Source organism: Sorangium sp. So ce117 (assembly GCF_051524395.1).
Classification (GTDB): Bacteria; Myxococcota_A; Polyangia; order Polyangiales; family Polyangiaceae; genus Sorangium; species Sorangium cellulosum_B.
In genome coordinates this window covers 156,313-172,232 of the sequence record NZ_CP150309.1, presented here as the reverse complement: position 1 = coordinate 172,232, position 15,920 = coordinate 156,313, and the positions used below count along the sequence as shown (strand labels likewise).

Annotated in this window: 12 protein-coding genes; 11 read left to right on the top strand and 1 reads right to left on the bottom strand. The window is 74.9% G+C overall.

Going from position 1 to position 15,920, the window contains the following annotated elements; genetic code table 11:
- Nucleotides 1–16 precede the first annotated feature (16 nt).
- From WMF46_RS00705 to WMF46_RS00665, 9 genes are all read left to right on the top strand, one after another.
- The gene (locus WMF46_RS00705; RefSeq protein ID WP_437983817.1) at nucleotides 17–1,645 is read left to right on the top strand and encodes a DUF2169 family type VI secretion system accessory protein; all 1,629 of its coding nucleotides are present in this window, start codon (nucleotides 17–19) and stop codon (nucleotides 1,643–1,645) included.
- Nucleotides 1,646–1,807: 162 nt separating this feature from the next.
- Nucleotides 1,808–3,268 carry a type VI secretion system Vgr family protein gene (locus WMF46_RS00700; RefSeq protein ID WP_437983816.1) on the top strand — a complete coding sequence of 487 codons (1,461 nt, stop codon included), beginning with the start codon at nucleotides 1,808–1,810 and terminating at the stop codon, nucleotides 3,266–3,268.
- Nucleotides 3,265–5,943: a type VI secretion system Vgr family protein gene (locus WMF46_RS00695; RefSeq protein WP_437983815.1), complete on the top strand. Its 2,679-nt coding sequence runs from the start codon at nucleotides 3,265–3,267 to the stop codon at nucleotides 5,941–5,943. The genes WMF46_RS00700 and WMF46_RS00695 overlap by 4 nt, the downstream gene beginning before the upstream one ends.
- A gap of 48 nt (nucleotides 5,944–5,991) precedes the next feature.
- Entirely contained in the window at nucleotides 5,992–8,349 is a 2,358-nt protein-coding gene (locus WMF46_RS00690; protein WP_437983814.1) for a DUF2169 family type VI secretion system accessory protein, read from the top strand.
- Nucleotides 8,346–10,358: a pentapeptide repeat-containing protein gene (locus tag WMF46_RS00685; protein ID WP_437983813.1), complete on the top strand. Its 2,013-nt coding sequence runs from the start codon at nucleotides 8,346–8,348 to the stop codon at nucleotides 10,356–10,358. Before WMF46_RS00690 ends, WMF46_RS00685 begins: the two co-directional genes overlap by 4 nt.
- Before the next feature lie 44 nt (nucleotides 10,359–10,402).
- Nucleotides 10,403–11,134: a DUF3540 domain-containing protein gene (locus WMF46_RS00680; protein ID WP_437983812.1), complete on the top strand. Its 732-nt coding sequence runs from the start codon at nucleotides 10,403–10,405 to the stop codon at nucleotides 11,132–11,134.
- Nucleotides 11,135–11,146: 12 nt separating this feature from the next.
- Nucleotides 11,147–11,560 carry a DUF4150 domain-containing protein gene (locus WMF46_RS00675; protein ID WP_437983811.1) on the top strand — a complete coding sequence of 138 codons (414 nt, stop codon included), beginning with the start codon at nucleotides 11,147–11,149 and terminating at the stop codon, nucleotides 11,558–11,560.
- Nucleotides 11,561–11,590: 30 nt separating this feature from the next.
- Nucleotides 11,591–12,466 carry a transglutaminase family protein gene (locus WMF46_RS00670; RefSeq protein WP_437983810.1) on the top strand — a complete coding sequence of 292 codons (876 nt, stop codon included), beginning with the start codon at nucleotides 11,591–11,593 and terminating at the stop codon, nucleotides 12,464–12,466.
- Between the two features lie 63 nt (nucleotides 12,467–12,529).
- Nucleotides 12,530–13,390 carry a class I SAM-dependent methyltransferase gene (locus tag WMF46_RS00665; protein ID WP_437983809.1) on the top strand — a complete coding sequence of 287 codons (861 nt, stop codon included), beginning with the start codon at nucleotides 12,530–12,532 and terminating at the stop codon, nucleotides 13,388–13,390.
- A gap of 206 nt (nucleotides 13,391–13,596) precedes the next feature.
- Here the strand turns inward: WMF46_RS00665 and WMF46_RS00660 are convergent, their stop codons facing one another.
- Nucleotides 13,597–13,854 carry a hypothetical protein gene (locus tag WMF46_RS00660; RefSeq protein ID WP_437983808.1) on the bottom strand — a complete coding sequence of 86 codons (258 nt, stop codon included), beginning with the start codon at nucleotides 13,852–13,854 and terminating at the stop codon, nucleotides 13,597–13,599.
- Between the two features lie 158 nt (nucleotides 13,855–14,012).
- On the opposite strand from WMF46_RS00660, the gene WMF46_RS00655 reads away from it, so the two are divergent.
- Together WMF46_RS00655 and WMF46_RS00650 are read left to right on the top strand one after the other, a co-directional pair.
- Nucleotides 14,013–14,996, top strand: a complete 984-nt coding sequence (locus tag WMF46_RS00655; RefSeq protein WP_437983807.1) for a TauD/TfdA dioxygenase family protein — start codon at nucleotides 14,013–14,015, stop codon at nucleotides 14,994–14,996.
- Entirely contained in the window at nucleotides 14,993–15,844 is an 852-nt protein-coding gene (locus WMF46_RS00650) for a dienelactone hydrolase family protein (protein WP_437983806.1), read from the top strand. The genes WMF46_RS00655 and WMF46_RS00650 overlap by 4 nt, the downstream gene beginning before the upstream one ends.
- Nucleotides 15,845–15,920 lie beyond the last annotated feature (76 nt).

The following is a 15,920-nucleotide window of genomic DNA, read 5'->3' as shown; positions in this document are numbered from 1 at the left end:
CATCGCTGGTGGATCCATGGCGACGAGCAGCCCTCCGCATGTGAGCGCGACGCCGGTCGGCGCTGCGACCGCCGCCGCCCTGGCATGGAGGTTCAAGGGCAAGCTCTGGGTGACCGCGATGGTGAAAGCCACCTTCGGGTTCGCCAGCGACACGATGATGCAGCGCATCGCGCCGCAGGAGATCATTGGGGAGGAGGTTCATCACGGCAGGCTCCCCTCGCGGAGCATCCGGTTCACGACCGATCTGGTTCCTCGCCTGCTCAAGGCCGACGTGCTCTTCACGGGCCATGCGCACGCGCCGCACGGCCGCCCCGTCGAGGCGGCGCATGTTCGGCTTGGGCTCTTTTCGGGCAGCTGGACGCTGCTGGACAAGACGCTGATGGTCCGTAAGCGGGGCGGCTTCGTGCGGCTCCCCATCGATTACGAGCATGCTTTTGGCGGGATCGGCTTCCCGGACAACCCGTTCGGGGAGGGCCATCCGCAGGGCTCGGGCGAGCCGAACATCCTCGATCCGGCCGACGCGAGGCGCGTGGCTGGCTTCGGCCCGATCTCGAAGGTCAGCCCCGCCCGCCGGCGGCTGCTCGGCGCGACCCCGCGCGCCCTGCTGGAGCGCGGTATCCGCGAGATCCCGGACGAGCTCAGCTGGGACTACTTCCAGGCGGCGCCGCCGGATCAGCGCACGCACTTCCTGCGGGGCGACGAGTGGATCGTGATGGACGGCCTGCACCCGAGCGCGCCGCGCATGCGCATGCGCCTGCCCGGCGCGCGCGGCTTCGCGCGCATCCACGGCCTTGCGGGCCTCGGCCTCGCCGAGCACCAGGAGCTCCCGCTGAGCGCCGACGTGCTGCGCATCGACGGCGACGAGCAGCGCTGCACGGTGACGTGGCGCAGCAGCTTCCCCGTGCCCTCGGAGGACGTGCTCCCGCGCATGCGCATCTTCGCCGGCGTCGAGCTCCCGGGCGAGCCGATCGCGTGGCCCGCTCCGGGCGCCGCGGTCAGCAGGGCCGGAGCGACGGCGCCCCGCGCGGGCGCGGCGGGCGCGGCGGGCGACGAGCACGACGCCGCCCTCGAGTCGACCGTCGCGCTGTCCGCCGCGCCGAGCACGAGTCCCACCGGGACGCTGGACATCGCGCCGAACAGGGCGCTCGCGGTCCCGGCAACGCTGCCGTTTCGTCCGACCCCCGCAGGCGCCTCGCCGTCGCCGCCGACACGGCCCGCGCCATCGCCGCCCGAGGCTCCGCTCGGCAGGTCGGGGACGATGCAGATGCCGAAGGACGTCGGCAGCCATGCGGCGCGCCAGCCGGCGACTCCCTTCACGGCCGAGCCGCCACGCGCGCTGCCGGCCGGACCGCCACACGCGCCGCCGGCCGAGCCGCCCCCTGCGCTGGCGTCCGTGCCGAGCGCTCCCGCCGCCAGCGCGGCCGCGCCCGCGGTCCCCACGCCGGAGCCGGCGAGCCCCGCGGCCGCGCCCGCGATCCCCACGCCAGAGCCGGCGAGCCCTGCGGCCGCGGGGGGCGCCTTCGCCTGGGCGACGCCGCCTCCCGAACCGCCGCCCCCGGAGCCGCCGCCCCCCGGAGCGCCGAAGCGCCCCGCGAAGCTCGATGTGCGGGCGCTCCTGTACGGCACCGGCAAGGGGCGAGGCTGACGCTCCGATGCCCGTGAAACCCCGAAGAACGAGCCCCGGTGGCGCAGGGTGCCAGCAGCCCTCATGCGGCCATCCCGGCGCCCCCGCGGCGCGCACGCCCACGCGGCCTCTCCACATTTCCGGTGCCCCAGGGAAGGCCGCGGCGGAATCGGAGAACGAGCGATGAAGGAAGCCTCCGGGACGTTGAGCGTTCGCATCGAGTCAGCGCGGGGGCCGTGGGACCACGTGAAGGTCCGCGAGCTCTCCGGGCGAGAGGCGATCTCGCAGCTCTTCTCGTTCGACCTCGACGTCGTGATCGACGAGGGCCGTGAGCTCCCGGCCGACGCCGCGCCCGGCGCCGAGGTCAGCCTGGTCTTCGAGGCCGACGGTGAGGAGATCCGCCGCGTCTCGGGCATGCTCGGCCCGATCCGGGACCGCCTGGAGCCGCTGGCCGAGCGCGCCACCTGCCGCCTGCGCCTCGTGCCGCGCGCGTTCCGGCTCACCCTCGTCGAGACGCAGGAGATCTACCTGGACCGCAGCGTTCCCGACATCCTCCGGAGCAAGCTCGAGCGGCACGGCCTGGGCTCCGAGGACGTCGAGCTGCGGCTGCTCGAGAGCTATCCCGAGCGCGAGTTCGTCGTGCAGTATGGCGAGAGCGATCTCGCGTTCATCAGCCGCCTGGCCGAGCACGTCGGCATCAGCTTCTTCTTCGAGCACGAGGGCGGCCGCGACAGGATGGTCTTCACCGACCACCCGTCCGGCTTCCGCCCCGCCCTGGGCGCGGAGACGGTGCCCTTCCGCGCCCGCGGCGAGGCCTCGGGCATCTTCGCCCTCGAGGTGACGACCGACCTGGTGCCCACCAGCTACGTCGTGCAGGACTACAACTACCGCGCACCGCAGCTCGACCTGACGGCCTACGCCAGCCTGGGCTCGGGCGACGGCGGCGGCGTTGTCGAGTACGGCAGCCACGTCAAGACGCCCGAGGAGGCCGGGAAGCTGGCGCAGATCCGGGCGGACGAGCGGCTGTCGCAACAGCGCGTGTACGAGGGCAAGGCCAGCCGCGCGGCGCTGTCCGCCGGGCGGCGCGTGACCCTGATCGAGCACCCGCGCTTCCCGGAGCCCGAGGAGCTGCTCCTCGTCGAGGTGGAGCACGAGGCGAGGTTTCCCGCGTTCAAGGACGCCGGCGAGCAGAGCCCGTTGTACAGGAACGCATTCCGCGCCATCCCGGCGCGCGTCGCCTACCGGCCGCCGCGCCGGACGCCGAGGCCGCGCATCTCCGGCGTTGTGACAGGGATCGTGCAGCCGGGGCACGGGGGAAAGACTAACGGCGTCGCTCAGCTCGACGCCGAGGGGCGCTACACGGTCCAGCTCCACTTCGACACGGCGGAGCCGGGCGAGCAGAAGGCCTCGCGCCCGGTCCGGATGGCGCAGCCCTTCAGCGGCGTGGGCCACGGTATGCACTTCCCGCTGCGCCCGGGCACCGAGGTCCTCGTGGCGTTCGCCAACGGCGACCCGGATCGCCCGGTGATCCTCGGGGCCATGTTCAACCCGCTCGCGCCGTCGCCCGTGACGGCCCGCAACGCCAACCAGAGCCGCATCACCACGGCGTCCGGCGCCATGCTCGAGATCTCGGAGAAGCGATGACGAAGCCCACGACGGTCGGGATCCACTTCCGCTCCGAGGCCGCCCCGGCCGGGGCGTTCACGGTGCTGGGGCTCCGCGGCGAGGAGGCGCTGTCGCGCCCGTACCGCTTCGAGATCGATCTCGCGTCGCCCGATCCCGCGCTGCCGCTCGACGACCTCGTCGGCGCGGCCGGAGAGCTCGATCTCGCCGGCCGCGCGGTCCCGGGGGTCGTGGCCGAGGTGGAGCAGGGCGGCGCGCTCGGCGGCGATCAGTACGCCTACCGGGTCGTGCTCGTGCCGCGCCTCGCCCTGCTCGGCCTCGCGCGGCAGACGCGCATCTACCAGCGGCTCAGCGTGCCGGATCTGGTGGAGGCGGTGATCGCCGGGAGCGGCCTCGGGATCGAGGTGGAGCGGCGGCTCGAGCGGGCGTATCCGCCGCGCGAGCACGCCGTGCAGTACCAGGAGAGCGCGCTCGACTTCGTGTCGCGGCAGCTGGAGCAGGCGGGCGTCAGCTACTTCATCGAGCCGCGCGGGGGGGCGGAGCGGCTCGTCCTCTGCGACCACCCCGACGGCTTCCGGGGCGCGGTCGAGGCCGCGATGGGGGAGGCCGGAGGGGTGCGCGCGCTGCGCTGCCGGCGCCGGATGTCGCCGCGCGCGCTCGTGCTGCTCGACTACAACGAGCGCACGCCCGAGGTGCCGCTGGAGGCCGAGGCCGAGGTCGACGCGCGCGGCTTCGGGCTGCTCGTCGACGAGGGCAGCTCGTTCGCGGCGCCCGAGGAGGGCGCCGCGATCGCCGCCGTGCGCGCCGAGGAGCTGCGCTGCCGCGCGACCGTGTACGACGGCGCGATCGGCGCGCCGCTCGCCGCGGGCGAGCGCCTCGGGCTCTCAGGCCATTTCCGGGCCGACTGGAACCGCGATTACCTGGTGACGCGCGCCGTGCACCGCGCCGGGGCGGGCGACGGGCCGCGCTATGCTTGCGAGTTCGAGGCCATCCCGGCCTCGACGCGCTACCGCCCGCCGCGCGCCACGCCGAGGCCGCGCCTCGAGGGCGCGATGGTCGCCCACGTCGACGCGCGCGGCCCGGAGGGCGTCGCCGCGGTCGACGCCGAGGGGCGCTACCGCGTGGTGATGCCGTTCGACCTGAGCGGCGCGGCCGAGGCGCAGGGCTCGGTGCCGATGCGCCTGGCGACGCCCTATGGCGGGGCCGACGAGGGCATGCACTTCACGTTGCGCAAGGGCGCCGAGGTGCTGTGGACCGGCGTCGGCGGGGACCCCGAGCGGCCGGTGATCACCGGCGTCGTGCCCAACGCGAAGAGCCGCGTGGTCACGAGCGCCGACGAGGGGCGCGGCCGCATCCGGATGCCGAACGGGGCGATGGTCGAGATGGGAGGCGGCTTCGGGCGCGCGCGCGGCGGGCCCGCGACGCGCGCCGGCGCCGAGGGCGCGCTGCCGACGGAGCAGCAGCTCGGCCAGGACGACATGACGACCACCGCGAGCAGCGCGGAGGACTGGATCCGCATCGCGGTCCCCCACAGCGACGGGAAGTACAGCTACCTGCGCTACGGCGAGCGGGCGACCGCGGCGGCCGGGACGTTCACCGAGTCCGCGCGGCTCGATCCGACCGCGGGGTTCGGCGACAGCGGCTGGACGTGGTCGAGCCTCGACAACGGCTACGACACGAGCTCGGACGCCAATGACAAGGGGAAAGCGGCGCACTTCGGCTGGGCAGCGAGCGACGGGGTCTACGATCACACGGACGGCAACCGCACGGTCGTGACCCAGGGGGACTACCAGTCGGTCACCACGGGCAACCGCACCGACGTCGTCCTCGGGAACTACCGGCTCGTCATCCCGAACCGGACGCTCGGCATCTTCGACGTGGACTTCTACTCGATGACGTTCAGCAAGGACTGGCAGGGCTGGCGGAAGACGACGCGCAGCCACGTCTCGACGGTCAACCTCACGTACGGCGACAACTCGAATTTCTTCACCGGCGTCAACTTCGGGGCGAGCCTCGGCGGGAACTACAGCATCGCGGCGGGCGTGAACGGCAACGTCTTCCTCGGGCTCAGCACGGGGATCACGGCCGGGATGAGCTGCAACATCGCGTACGGCCCGGTGCTCGAGTTCGGCAGCACGAAGAAGCTCACCACGGCCGACGAGCAGGACATCAAGGCGCGCTCCAAGGTGCACCTGCGCGTGCGGAGCACCGACGCCCCGACGGTCGAAGCCGCGAAGCCGTGGGCAGCCGCCGTGGTCGCGGGCGCCCTGGGCGCGGTGGCGGGCCCGCTCGGCGCCTCCGCGGGCAAGGACGATCTCGAGAAGGGCGGCGGGCTCACGGGCGCGACGTGGGGCATCGCGACGCTCGGGGCGCTCGTCGGAACGTACCTGGTCCACAAGCTCGCCCACGCGAACCCGGTGAACGACGCCGAGCTGATCATCGAGCCGACCCAGCTCCTGCTGCGCTGCGGCGGGCCGGCCGGCGCGTACATCAAGATCGAGCCCGCCGCGATCGAGCTCGCCTGCGGTCCCAGCAGCCTCAGGATCGACGCGACGAGCGTGATCGCCGGAACTGGGACCGCCAAGCTGGAGCTGAGCAGCACAGCCGCGTCCTCCGTCCTGAGGTTCGGCGTCCACCAGGTCCAGATCGACGCCGCGGGAGCCCTCATCCAGGGCGCCCAGTTCCACGCGCTCTAGGAGGAGCCCGCTCGGCGGGCGCGCGGCCTGCGCGCGTCGAGAGCTGCCATGAAGATCGTCAACCACACCCCCACCACGTTCGCCGCGGTAGCCTGGCAGATCCGGCCCCCGCAATGGGCCCTGTGCCTGATCGCGAAGGGCACCTACCGCCTCGTGCCCGGCGAGCCGGCGATCCCCGCCGACGCCCCGGAGCCGCCGCTCGGCGACGTGCACGAGGGCGACGATCCGCGCGGGGCGCTTCTCCAGGCGTCCGACTTCTCCCCCTTCAAGCCGAAGGCGGATCTCCTGCTGACCGGCAAGGCCCACGCGCCCGGCCGCCGGCCCGTCAGCTCCCTGCCGGTGAGCTTCGCCGTCGGCAAGGCGTCGCTCGCGCTGCAGGTGACCGGCGACCGGTACTGGACCGACCCGGCCGCCGGCAAGCGCACCGACCCGCAGCCGTTCGTCGAGATGCCGCTCGGCTTCGACCGCGCCTTCGGGGGCCAGGGCTTCGCGGCCAACCCGGTTGGGCGCGGCGTGTTCGACCCGAGCGAGCGCGATCTCAGGCGACGGCCGCTGCCGAACATCGAGGATCCGCGCGCGCCGGTCGACTCGCCCGCGGCGCGGCCGCCGCCCGCGGGCTTCGGGCCGCTCGCCGCCGCCTGGGCGCTGCGCGCGAGCAAGCTCGGCACCTACGACGAGCGCTGGCTGAAGCAGCGCTGGCCCTTCTTCCCCGACGATTTCGACTGGAGCCACTTCAACGCGGCCGTGCCGGCGCTCCAGGCCGAGTACCCGCGCGGCGACGAGGACATCGTCTGCCACAACCTGCACCGCGCGCGGCGCGAGTACCGCGCGCGGCTCCCCGGCGTCCGGATGCGCTGCTTCCTCGACGAGCTCGCGGGCGGCGCGGAGCGCTTCCGCGAGGTGCAGCTGCACCTCGACACGGTCCGGGTCGACATGGAGGCCGAGGCGCTCATCCTCGTGTGGCGCGGCCATGCGCCCGTCTCCGCCGAGGACCACCCCGAGGTGCGGCACGTGCTCCTCGAGAGCGAGCCGCTCGGCGAGGGCCGCGTCGCGGCCGCGCGCTACCGCGAGCGGCTCGCGCTCGCGCTGCTGGAGGCGCGCCCTGCCGTGGCGGAGGCGCCCGCCGCGGCGGCGCCGCCCGGCAACGACAACGACGGAGCGTCTCCCCTGGCCGGCGTCGACGACGCCGAGCTCCTCGCGCAGATCCGCGCGACGCTCGAGCGGGGCGGCGCCCCCGCGGCGCTCGTGGACTCGCTCGGCGCGTCGGTCGATGGCCCGCGCCCGCCCGGCGCGGAGCTCGAGGCGTGGCTGGGCAAGCTCGGCGGGGACCCGGCGCAGCTCGACGAGATCCAGCGGAAGAGCCGCGAGCAGATGAAGAAGGCGCTCGAGGCCGGGGGGCACGACCCGGCGCAGCTCGACGCGCTGGAGCGCGAGGACGAGGCGCGGGACCGGGCAGCCACGGAGCGCGCGGCGCCGTGGACGCGCGAGCGCGTGGAGCTCTGCGTGTCGATCCGCGAGAGCATGGCGGGCGCCGATCTCTCGGGGCTCGACCTGTCGGGGCTCGACCTCAGCGAGGCGAGCCTCCCGCGCGCGCTGCTCGTCGGCGCCGACCTGACCGGCGCCCGCCTCGCCGGGGCCGACCTCGACGGCGCGACGCTCGCTCGCGCCAGGATGGCGGGCGCGTGGCTCCCGGCGGCCAGGCTGAACGACGCCGACCTCTCCGGCGCCGACCTCGCGGGCGCCGACCTGACCGGCGCGGCGCTCGGCAAGGCGCGCCTCGACCGCGCGGCGCTGCGCGGGGCCGTCCTGACCGGCGCGGCCGCGGCCGGCGCCTCGTTCCTCGAGGCCGACCTCACCGGGGCGCGGCTCGACGGCGCGCAGCTCGCCGGCGCCCGCCTCGCGCGCGCGGCGCTCGACCGCGCGTCCTTCGCCGGCGCGGCGCTCGAGGGCGCGAGCCTCGAGGGGGCGCACGGCGAGGCGGTCGACCTGCGCGGCGCCGACCTGCGCGGGCTGCGCGCCTCGGAGCACACCCGCCTGCCGCGCGCCCAGGCGCGCGGCGCCCGCGCCGACGGCTCGCGCTGGATGCACGCCGACCTCACGGGCGCCGACCTCGCGCTGTCGAGCCTGCGCCGCGCGGATCTCGGCCGGGCCGAGCTCGGCGGCGCCGACCTGCGCGGCGCCGACCTGGCGGGCGCCGACCTGACGCGGGCGCGGCTCGGCGGCGCCCGCCTCGAGCGGGCGAACCTGCACGGGGCTCGCCTCGAGGCCGCCGACCTGCGCGGCGCCGACCTGCGCGGCGCCGGGCTGTACGAGGCCGCCCTGTGGCAGGCGCGGCTCGAGGGCGCCGACCTGGAGGACGCGCAGCTCGCGTCCACGCTGCTCACGAGCGATCGAGGCGCGACGTGACCGGCGCCGCCGCCACCTCCGCGGGCTTCGCGCGGGACAAGGAAGATCTCCTCGCGCGCCTCGACGCCGGACCGCTCGATCCGCCGATGATCGTCGGCCTCGACCTGCGCGGCGTGGACCTCGCGGGCCGCGATCTCTCGGGCGTGCTCTTCAACGGCGTCGACCTGAGCGACGCGCGGCTCGCCGGCGCGCGGCTCGCCGGCGCCGTCTTCCTGGCCGTCACGCTCCGCGGGGCCGATCTGTCGGGCGCGCGCCTCGAGCGCGCGGTGCTCGCGCGCCACGCGCGGCTCACCCGCGACGCCGCGGCCGCGACGCTGCCGCTCGAGGCCGATCGCGACCTCGGCGCCGAGTCCGTCGAGGCGCTGCGCGCCGCCGGGTACGCGGGGTACGCCGCCGGGGCCACGTCGCTCGCCGGCGCGTCGCTCCGCGGGGCCGATCTGTCGGGCGCGCGGCTCGAGGGCGTGGACCTCGCCGGCGCCGATCTCTCGGCCGCGACGCTGACCGGCGCCGCGCTCGCGGAGTGCGCTCTCGACGGCGCGCGCCTCGACGGCGCGACGCTCCGCGAGGTCGAGCTCGACCGCTGCGCGCTCGGGGGCGCGAGCTTCATCGACGCCGAGCTCGCCGCCGTGACGCTCGTCGGCGTCGCGCTCGGCGCGCTCGACCTGTCGCGCGCGCGCCTCGTCCGCGGGCTCCGCGTTCCGAACCAGGACCTCCGCGGCGCGGCGCTCCCGCGCGACCTCGCCGGCGGCGACCTCACGGGCGCGAACCTCGCCGGCGCGGACCTGTCCGGCTTCGACCTGCGCGGCTGCAAGCTCGACGCGGCCGATCTCGACGGCGCGCAGCTCCCGTCCGCGGCGCTCGGCGGCGCCTCGCTGCGCGGCGCCTCGCTGCGCGGCGCGCGCCTCGCCGGCGCCACGCTGAGCGGGGCTGACCTCGAGGGCGCCGTGCTCGAGCGCGCGAACCTCGACGGCGCCCGGCTCGACGGCGCCGGCCTCGAGGGGGCCGACCTCACCGGCGCCAACCTGTCGGGCTGCGATCTCTCGGGCGCGCGCCTGCGCGGCGCCCGCCTGCGCGGCGCGCTGCTCGCGGCCGCCGCGCTGCGCGGGACCGAGCTCACGGGCGCCGATCTGGCCGAGGCGTCGCTCCAGGACGCCGCGCTCGACGGCGCGGATCTGCGCCGCGCGCGCCTCCCGGGCGCCCGCCTCGCCCGGGCCGAGCTCACCGGCGTCGATCTCTCGGACGCCGACCTCGCGGGCGCCGATCTCTCCGAGGCGCGCATCGCGGGCGGGCGCCTCCGCGGCGCGAACCTGTCCGGCGCGCGCCTGCACGGCGCCACGCTGAAGCGCGCGCAGCTCGCCGGCGCCGCCCTCTCCGGCGCGGATTTCGGGGGGGCCTCGCTCGAGGGGACCTCGCTGCTCGGGCTCGATCTCCGGGGCGCGCGGCTCGCCGGCGCGCGGCTCGCGAAGAGCTCGCTCGTCGAGGCGAAGCTCGGCGGGATGGATCTCTCGGGCGCGGTGCTCCGCGACTGCGACCTGTCGCGCGCGGACCTCCGGGACGCGCGGCTCGACGGGGCCGATCTGGCGCAAGCGAGCCTGGCCGGCGCCCAGCTGGGCGGCGCCTCGCTCGTCTCGGCGCGCCTCGGGGTCGCGAACCTGACCGGCGCCAGCCTCCGGGGCGCGCGGCTCGCCGGCGCGGATCTCTCCCGGGCGTGCCTTGACGGCGCCGCGCTCGCGCGCGCCGATCTCGGCGGCGCGCGGCTCGACGAGGCGATGGCGCGCAAGGCGGATCTGAGCGGCGCGCGGCTCGAGGGCGCCTCGCTCGTCGGCGCGGATCTGTCGCACGCCGACCTGTCGGGCGCCGATCTGTCGGGCGCCGATTGCCGCGGCGTGAACCTGCACCGGGCGGCCACCGCGCACGCGCGCTGGGACGGCGCGAAGCGCGAGGGCGCCCGCGGGACCGATCCGGATCGTGCCCGCGCCGAGGACTGGCGCCCACCCACGCTGTTATGAACGGCCGACGACGGCCGCGAAGCCACGACCCGAGGACCACCGCCATGCCCACCGCCGCCCTCCCTGCTCTCCCCGTCGAGCCCCCGCCCTCCGACGCGCGCCCCGAGGGGCTCCGCGACGGCGCGCCGCGCGCGCTGTCAGAGGAGCGCCCGCTGCGCATCGTGGCGCGCGCAGGCGCCTCGGCGTCGATCGTCGAGCGCGACGGCCACGAGGTCGTCGCGGTGCACGACCGGGCCGGCCGGCTGCTGTTCGAGTACGACGCGGAGACCGGTCGGGGCAGCCTCGTCGCGGCGGGCGGCCTCTCGCTCGCGGCGCCCGGGGGCGACATCGATCTCGTGGCGGGCGGCGCCATCCGCTGCTGGGCGGCCGGCGAGGTCGCGATCACGAGCCGGAGCGGCGCGACCCTGAGCGCGCGCGACGGCGAGCGCGGGGCGACGGTGCAGGTCGCGCCCGGGCGCGTCACCGTGGCCGGAGAGGCGCTCGCCGCCGTCGCCGAGCGGGGCGACGTGCGCATCGCCGAGGCGCGCTATGAGGGGCGGGCGCTCACCGCCGTGCTGGAGCGGGCGCACACCACCGTGGGCAAGATCGAGTCGATCGCCGGGCGGGTGATCGCGCGGGCGGGGGATCTCTTCCAGGAGGTGCGCGAGCTGCACCAGCTCCGCGCCGGGCGGGTGCGCGCGCTGGTCGAGGACGTGATCGAGCTGCGCGGGCGCGAGGTATCGGTGGACGCGCGCGAGGACGTGAGCATCGATGGCCAGCGGATCAACCTGGGTTAGGAGGGCGCGGCGATGTTCCCTGTGACCACGACGCAGGCCGGGATTTGCCAGGCCATGCCGGACACGTGCAAGACCCCTGCGCCGCCTGGTCCGCCGGTGCCGCTGCCGTACCCGAACGTGGCGATGTGCAACCAGGCGCTCCCGAGCACCTGCGCCCTGAAGGTGCTGGTAGAGGGCAAGCCGGTGCTCACGAAGCAGAGCGAGATCCCGATGTCGACCGGCGACGAGGCGGGCGCTGCCGGCGGCGTCGTGAGCGGCAAGATCAAGGGCGAGGCGATGTTCCGCAGCTTCTCGGCAAAGGTGAAGGCCGAGGGCAATCCGGTCGTGTTCCACGCGTGCGCGGTGGCGCAGAACGGAAAGAGCCCGAACATGCCCATGGGCGTGCAGGTCGCGCCGTCGCAGGCGAAGGTGATCGTGAGCGGCTGAGGGGCCGCGCGGCTGGCGGAGGGGGTCCACGTGGCAGCGCGTCGTTACCGCGTGGTTCACCGCAGCCGGTACGAGCTCGGGGCCGAGGGCGCGGTCACGTGCCGGCTGGACGCGCACCTCACCCCGCGCGCGCTGCCGCATCAAGCGGTCGAGTTTCACCAGCTCGTGGTGCGGCCATTGCCGCGCTCGAGGCGGGTCGAGGAGGACGCCTTCGGCAACCTCTGCGCGCGGATAGAGATCTGCGGGAGCTTCGGCGCGATCGACGTCACGGCCCTCAGCCTGGTGCGCCTCTGCGAGGAGGCGACGGGCGGCGCCGGCGATCTCGGGGACGACTGGCGGGCGGTGGCGGCGCGCACGGCGGCCGCCGCGGCGGAGGACCCGGCGCTGCGCGCGCTCGTGGAGGGCACGGCGCGCGCGCCGCGGAGCGGCGCGATGGCGGACTACGCGCGGGGGTGCTTCCGGGAAGGCCTCCCGCTCGGCGGCGCGCTGGAGGGGCTGGTCGACCAGATCCGACGGGATTTCACTTTTACCCCGGGCGTCACCGCCGCGGACACCGGCATCGCCGTCTTCTGCGAGCTCCGGCGCGGCGTCTGCCAGGACTTCGCGCACCTCGCCGTGGCGTGCTTGCGATCGATGGGCCTCGCGGCGCGTTATGCGAGCGGCTACGTGGCCGGCTCCGCCTCGGCGCCGGCGCGCGCCTCGCACGCGTGGGCGTCGGTGTGGTTGCCGTCGGGCGGCTGGCACGACCTCGATCCGACGCTCGGGCGCCTGGGCGCGCCCGGGCACATCGTGCTGGGCTACGGACGCGACTACGATGACGTCGCGCCCCTCAGGGGCACCGCCGAGGGCGCGCGCGGCGTCCGGCTGCGGACGGAGATCGTGGTGGCGCCCCAGGAAAGCGAATGACGTCGCGCCGTTTGCACGAGCGGGTCGCGCGTATCCAGCCGAAAATCGAAAGGAGCTCGAACAATGATCGAGGTTGCCGGACCGAACGCCGAGCAGATCCGTTACTGGAACGAGGTCGGCGGACCGAAATGGGTGGCCCTCGGCGATGCCATCTCGGCGTCGATCCGGCCGCTGGGCGTCCTCGCCATGGATCGCGCGGGGATCGCCGCGGGCGAGCGCGTCCTCGACGTCGGCTGCGGGCTCGGCGACACCACGCTCGAGCTTGCCCGGCGCGTCGGCGCGGGCGGCTCCGTGCTCGGCGTCGACATCTCCGCGCCGATGCTGGAGAGGGCACGCGAGGACGCACGGGCGGCAGGCGCCACGCGCGTGGCCTTCGAGAACGCGGACGCGCAGACCGCGGCGCTGCCCGGGCTGTTCGATGTCCTCTACTCGCGCTTCGGCGTCATGTTCTTCACCGAGCCCGAGGCGGCCTTCGCGAACCTCCGGCGGGCGCTGCGGGGCGGGGCGCGGCTCGCGTTCGTCTGCTGGCGGCCGCTCCAGGAGAACCCCTGGTTGCACGTGCCGGCCATGGCGACGGCCCGGCACATCCCCATGCCGCAGGCCGAGCCGCACGCGCCAGGCCCGTTCGCGTTCGCCGACGCCGCGCGCGTCCGGGAGATCCTGTCGCGCGCGGGGTTCGTCCGGATCCATCACGAGCCGCTCGATCGGGAGCTCCTCGTGGCGGGCGGGAGGTCGCTCGATGAGACCGTGGACTTCCTCCTGCAGATGGGCCCGTCGGCCGCGGCGCTGCGCGAGGCGAGCCCCACGCCGGCGGTCGTCGACCGCGTGCGGGCCGCCGTGCGCGAGGCGGTCGCGCCGCACGACGGCCCCGGGGGCGTGCGCATGGCAAGCGCCGCGTGGATCGTGACGGCGGCAGTGGACTGACGCCTCCGGGACGCCCCTCCCGCTCGTCCGCCGCGTCATCTCCGCGACGATGGAGGTTCTGGAGCTCCTCAAAGGGTCGACGCATCGAAATCGCTCCCGGAGCGACGCTGCTCGCTCCCGGGCCGCACGGGGCACACCCATGTCGTTCAAGCGCCTGGATCCCTGTCTGATGTTCGACGGAGCCGCCGAGAGGGCCATCAAGCTCTCTACGAGAGCGCGCTCGGGGCGAAGTGTGAGGGCGTGATGCGCTTCGGCGATGTGCCGGGCGACAACCCATCTCCCGAGAGCAACGACCGGATCATCCACGCCACGCTGCACATCGGTCCTGGCGTCATCCTGGTCAGCGACACGATGCCCGGCACGCCGGCCGCGAAGGAGAGCAACACCGAGGTCTGCTTGCACTTTGGCGAACTCGCGGAGAGGACGAAGGTGTTCGACGCGCTCGCCGCGGGCGGCGACGTCACGACGCCCCGGCCACCTCGGTCCCCCACCAAACGGACCTCCGCACGCGCGCCCCGCCTCCGGTGTCCCCACGCGCACGCCGCCGCTCGCTCCCTGGCACGGCGCCCGCATATCGGGCGTCACGAAGGACGTGGCGGGGGGGACCACGCGGAGGAGACCCATGAGCCAGAGAGCATCCGATCAAGCCATCCAGGTGAAGCCGCTCGCAGGGCACATCGGCGCCGAGATCCACGGCGCCGACATCTCGAAGCCGCTGCCCGATGAGGCCGTGGCGGCCATCCGCGCGGCGCTGCTGAAGTGGAAGGTCGTCTTCTTCCGGAACCAGCCGCTCGGCCACGCCGAGCAGATCGCCTTCGCCGCGCGCTTCGGCGAGGTGACCTACGCCCATCCGCACGAGGACGAGCCGTTCGACGAGCACCCGGAGATCCTCGCCATCGACAGCCGCCGCTACGATCGCCGCTACGGCAGGCGCTTCAGCTACGAGAACCGCTGGCACACCGACGTCACCGCGGCCGTGAACCCGCCGGCGGCGTCGATCCTGCGGGCGCATATCCTGCCACCCTACGGCGGCGACACGACCTGGACGAACCTCGTGGCAGCCTACGAGGGGCTGTCCGCGCCGCTGCGCGCGCTCGTCGATGGCCTGCGCGCGGAGCACCGCTTCGGGCTGCGGTTCGCGCCGCAGGACCAGGACAGCCCGTACCTGCGCAAGGTGCGCGAGAACCCGCTGATCTCGATCCACCCCGTGGTGCGCGTCCACCCCGAGACCGGCGAGCGGGCGCTGTTCGTCAGCCCGGGCTTCACCAGCCACATCGTCGGGCTGTCGCCGCGCGAGAGCAGCGCGATCCTCGACCTGCTCTTCGAGCAGATCAGCCGCCCGGCGTACACGGTGCGGTTCCGGTGGGAGCCGGGCAGCATTGCGTTCTGGGACAACCGGGCTACGGCGCACCTGGGGCCGCAGGACCTCGGGCACCTCGACGTCGATCGCGTCCTCTACCGGGTGACGCTGACCGGAGACATCCCGGTGGGGGTCGACGGGGTCCGCTCCGAGATCGTGGCCGGGGAGCCATTCGGCAAGCGGCCTCCGAGCAAGGTAAAGCCCGCCCGCAAGGACAAGGCGCCCGAGGCGGAGGTGCAGGCATGAGCGCCGCGAGCGCAGGCGTCGAGAGGACGTCGTTCGAGGGGCCCCACGGGCCGGTGGAGGCGGTGCAGGTCCGCCCGGCGTCGGGCGGGCGCTCGCCGGCGCCGGCGGTGCTGATCCTCCACGAGGGGCTGGGGCTCACGGTCCATACGATCGAGCTGGCAAGGCGCTTCGCGCAGGAAGGGTACCTCGCGTTTGCGCCGAACCTGTATTCGCACGACGCGACGCACCGGACCTTCACCGAGGCGGAGGTGGCCCGGGGGGTGAGCCTGCTCCGCGCGGCCGACCGCGACGAGGTGGTCGTGCGGTTGCCGGCGAACGAACAGGAGCGGCTGAAGAAGGTGTTCGCCTGGTTCGGTAGCCGCGACACGTCGACGTACCTGCCCGACGCGAGGGCGGCGGCGGCGCACCTCGTCGGCCGGTCGGACGTGCGGCCGGGGGGCGTCGCCGCCGTCGGGTTCTCGCTGGGCGGAGGGCTCGTGGGGCAGCTCGCGGTCGCAGGCGTGGCGCTCGCGGCGGGCGCGGTGTTCTATGGGCAGGCGCCGGCTCTGGAGCAGGTGAAGAACGTGCGGTTTCCGCTGCAGGTGCATTATGCGGAGGAGGATCCGGCGATCACCCCGAGGGCGCCAGCGGTCGGGGAGGCATTCAGGGCTGCGGGGCGGGAGCTGATCTCGTTCGTGTACCCTGGGACGCGCCACGGGTTCTTCAACGAGACGCGGCCGGCGTACCACGCCGACGCGGCGCAGCTCTCGTGGCGACGCACGCGGGAGTTCTTCGCCGAGCGCACCGGCAACGTCGGGCAATGGCGGCCGCAGGCCGTCGCCGGCGAGGGTGCGCGCGCTGCAGGGTAGCTGCGGCTCCGTCGCTGGCACCTCTGGCACCCCAACCTGGGTCGGGTTTGGCACCTCAACCTGGGTCAGAACCCCG

Coding starts and splice junctions, on each gene's coding strand:
- WMF46_RS00705 (WP_437983817.1), top strand. CDS start 17: ATGGCGACGAGCAGCCCTCCGCATGTGAGCGCGACGCCGGTCGGCGCT.
- WMF46_RS00700 (WP_437983816.1), top strand. CDS start 1,808: ATGAAGGAAGCCTCCGGGACGTTGAGCGTTCGCATCGAGTCAGCGCGG.
- WMF46_RS00695 (WP_437983815.1), top strand. CDS start 3,265: ATGACGAAGCCCACGACGGTCGGGATCCACTTCCGCTCCGAGGCCGCC.
- WMF46_RS00675 (WP_437983811.1), top strand. CDS start 11,147: ATGTTCCCTGTGACCACGACGCAGGCCGGGATTTGCCAGGCCATGCCG.
- WMF46_RS00650 (WP_437983806.1), top strand. CDS start 14,993: ATGAGCGCCGCGAGCGCAGGCGTCGAGAGGACGTCGTTCGAGGGGCCC.
- WMF46_RS00690 (WP_437983814.1), top strand. CDS start 5,992: ATGAAGATCGTCAACCACACCCCCACCACGTTCGCCGCGGTAGCCTGG.
- WMF46_RS00680 (WP_437983812.1), top strand. CDS start 10,403: ATGCCCACCGCCGCCCTCCCTGCTCTCCCCGTCGAGCCCCCGCCCTCC.
- WMF46_RS00655 (WP_437983807.1), top strand. CDS start 14,013: ATGAGCCAGAGAGCATCCGATCAAGCCATCCAGGTGAAGCCGCTCGCA.
- WMF46_RS00665 (WP_437983809.1), top strand. CDS start 12,530: ATGATCGAGGTTGCCGGACCGAACGCCGAGCAGATCCGTTACTGGAAC.